Below are 2,629 nucleotides of genomic sequence, written 5' to 3'. Positions count from 1 at the left end.
TATTGGTTTTTCATTTGAGAACCTTGGCCGATTTTGTGAGAGATTGAAGCTTATAGGCAGCTAACCCTCTTTTCTATACCAAAGTGTGTCGGTTATTATGGCAATCTAAGGGATATGTTGCACCATGCGCCCAATAAACACCTCCACATAAACACATCAATGCATTCATACTCTCGCCGCTTACTGCTATGTGACTGATAGTAATAGTCAACATGCCCACCGATAACATGGGTTATTCTTGACACACCTATTGGCGGTGAAGCTAAGTATTTAGTCAGGTATTTAAGTAAGCCACGATAATTTTTCGTCAGGACTTTTTTATCATTTCCAGGATGTGCATAGAACTCTTCAGTATCGCTGTTTTAAAAAGTTTTGCTAATACGCTTTCATCAGGCTTGGCGATGAGTCGATTGAGTATTCTACGCAGCAGCCATTCCCACTTATTATATTGACCCATTGAAAAAGTCCTTGAAAGGACTTTTTGTGCGTCATATAGACTGGACGATCTTTTATAATCGATTGAGACCATTTCCAGATAATCATCCGCACTCAATAGCGCTTCCAATGTTGCGGTGTTTTTCAAGATAGTTGGCTCTGAATATACTCATTGCTCAAAACCTAATCATGTGACGTCCTGTTCGACTGACCAATCAAACATTAACTCAACGGTATTCAATGGCGCTTCCTCTCTGCTTTATTAGCTTTATTAGCTGAATTATCTACATCCCCTTCTCTTTCAACCACAACGACTATAATGATCCTCTATCGGTAATGGTTTGATGTATCGAGATGTATTTGAAGATCGCATAGGAGAGAAAATGAGTTTTATTGATAGCCCCATTGAACAAATGACGGCCTTAACGGATGCTATGTTGGTAATTCTGGCGATCGCCTCAGCAATTTATATTCAACGCATATCACATAAAGATGAGTGGAAAGCCAAGCTTTGGGTTTGGGTTTTTTCGTTACTCGCAATTGCATCTCTTTTGGGGACCATTGTCCATGGTCTCGACATGCCTCAAATACTTTACCACTATCTGTGGTACCCACTTTTTGTGTCACTTTCCATGATGATCGTACTCTTTGTCATCGCGACCATCAATGACATTTGGGGAGAACAGACTTCTCGACGCATATTATTTATCATGCTAAGCATAGGGGCTGCGTGTAGTATTGTGTTTATTTGGAAGGAAACATTTTTAGTCTTTATTATTTACGAATTAGTAGGAATGAGCTTTGCCTTTGCAGGATATCTTTGGTTAGCTTATCGAGGTCTTCTCAAAGGTGCAGGGTTTATGGCCGCGGCTGTTTTTGTCACTATCATGGCAGCTGGCATACAAGCCAGTCAACAGCGACTATTTACATCAATTTTCTCACTTGATCATAATGGCGTTTTTCATCTAGTCCAAATGGTTGGCGTGATATTGTTCGTCTTAGGTCTACGAAAAGCATTACTTTATGAAAATGATTCTTCTGATAATAAAAAAGCAGAATAAATTTTTTTTGCGTTCATTGCTTTTGATTGTCACTGCAGCACTCCACGGCCTTCTTGAAGATATTATTGTGATTGATTATGATGATTAGTTAGGTACTAGCTCTGTGCCAACGCCGACATCTTGATTTCTTGATGCTCGATATTGACTGTTTTGGGATCAATCAGTGCCATAAAAGCTTGGCAATCAGGATGAGCCTTAAACTGCTCACAAGCATTTTTAGCACTAGCCAGACAGTCCCAATAAATCACATCAGTCCACAAAAGATAGCTTAACGAGCGATATTCAAAGCCCTCAAGCGTTGCAATGAAGGTTTGACTGCATTGGGTGGCGGTCACTAAATCAGCTTCCGTCGTACCAGGACGGACCGTAAAACACACGATTTCTATCACACTGTTCATTTTTCTTTCCTTGTATTGTTTATCATGTTTGCTATAAAAAGTTGTTACAAACAGCATACAAAAAAAGACTGTCAGGACCTGTCAGTAGTAGTCAATTTGTAGAGCTAAAAAAACGATAGCGAATGCCGATTAAGCATATTAATCTCGACTTCATCTGGCATACTTGCTTATGTAGCGTGACTGATTATTTTAATCTGTACGCAACACGACGAGACTCGCTTTTGGACAAAAACGTGTTAGTGCTTAGACTCTAAAGTACATGGCTCGCATTACAATAAGTATGGCGAAGTTCGACTTCTTTAAAAGCGGAGAAGGCATGATTGGTATCACCGACAGATGGATGCGAGTATTTCAAAGAAAATAATTTAACTACATACCTATTTGCGGGAAAGGTAAAGAGGTGCACATAAGGTTCAATTCTGAAGCTACTAAATTATAATCGCCTCAAAGAGCATGTCGAGTGAACAATATCAAAATTTAGATTGTTCCGATCTCTAAATTCAGTAATTCCAATGTGAGCGTCCGGCGAACTACGCCTTGCTTAGTTTAACGTGCCAGGGTAAGAGACTATTGAGGTCGCAGTTGGGAGAGGATAATTGTTCCAAACAGTGTGCGATATAATCTAAGGGGATTAAACCATTCGCTCTCGCCGTTTCTATGATGCTGTACAACATAGCACTCGCCTCTGCACCACGGTGGTTGTGGTTAAATAACCAGTTTTTACGACCAATCACA

The 2,629-nt window shown here is 40.0% G+C and carries 4 protein-coding genes; 1 reads left to right on the top strand and 3 read right to left on the bottom strand.

The features are described 5' to 3' along the window. Positions 1-95 precede the first annotated feature (95 nt). A complete protein-coding gene (locus tag L2764_RS28450) occupies positions 96-311 on the bottom strand; it encodes a transposase (protein ID WP_376708509.1) in 216 nt (71 codons plus the stop codon). Positions 312-818: 507 nt separating this feature from the next. Here L2764_RS28450 and L2764_RS26685 point away from each other — a divergent pair. Continuing rightward, on the top strand, positions 819-1,496 hold the full coding sequence (locus tag L2764_RS26685) for a DUF6962 family protein (RefSeq protein ID WP_248943365.1): 678 nt from the start codon (positions 819-821) through the stop codon (positions 1,494-1,496). A gap of 95 nt (positions 1,497-1,591) precedes the next feature. Here the strand turns inward: L2764_RS26685 and L2764_RS26680 are convergent, their stop codons facing one another. Next, positions 1,592-1,894, bottom strand: coding sequence for a hypothetical protein (locus tag L2764_RS26680; protein ID WP_248943364.1), 303 nt, complete (start codon positions 1,892-1,894; stop codon positions 1,592-1,594). A gap of 530 nt (positions 1,895-2,424) precedes the next feature. Beyond that, positions 2,425-2,629 (bottom strand): transposase domain-containing protein (locus L2764_RS26675; RefSeq protein WP_248943363.1); only part of this gene is annotated, 205 nt, incomplete at its 5' end.

This window comes from Shewanella surugensis (genome assembly GCF_023284005.1).
Classification (GTDB): Bacteria; Pseudomonadota; Gammaproteobacteria; order Enterobacterales; family Shewanellaceae; genus Shewanella; species Shewanella surugensis.
The sequence above is the reverse complement of the archived record's forward strand: the minus strand, read 5'-3'. Positions and strand labels throughout refer to the sequence as shown.

Bases quoted from the DNA above. Each gene is read 5' to 3' on its own strand.
- L2764_RS26680 (WP_248943364.1), bottom strand. From the start codon at position 1,894: ATGAACAGTGTGATAGAAATCGTGTGTTTTACGGTCCGTCCTGGTACG.
- L2764_RS26685 (WP_248943365.1), top strand. From the start codon at position 819: ATGAGTTTTATTGATAGCCCCATTGAACAAATGACGGCCTTAACGGAT.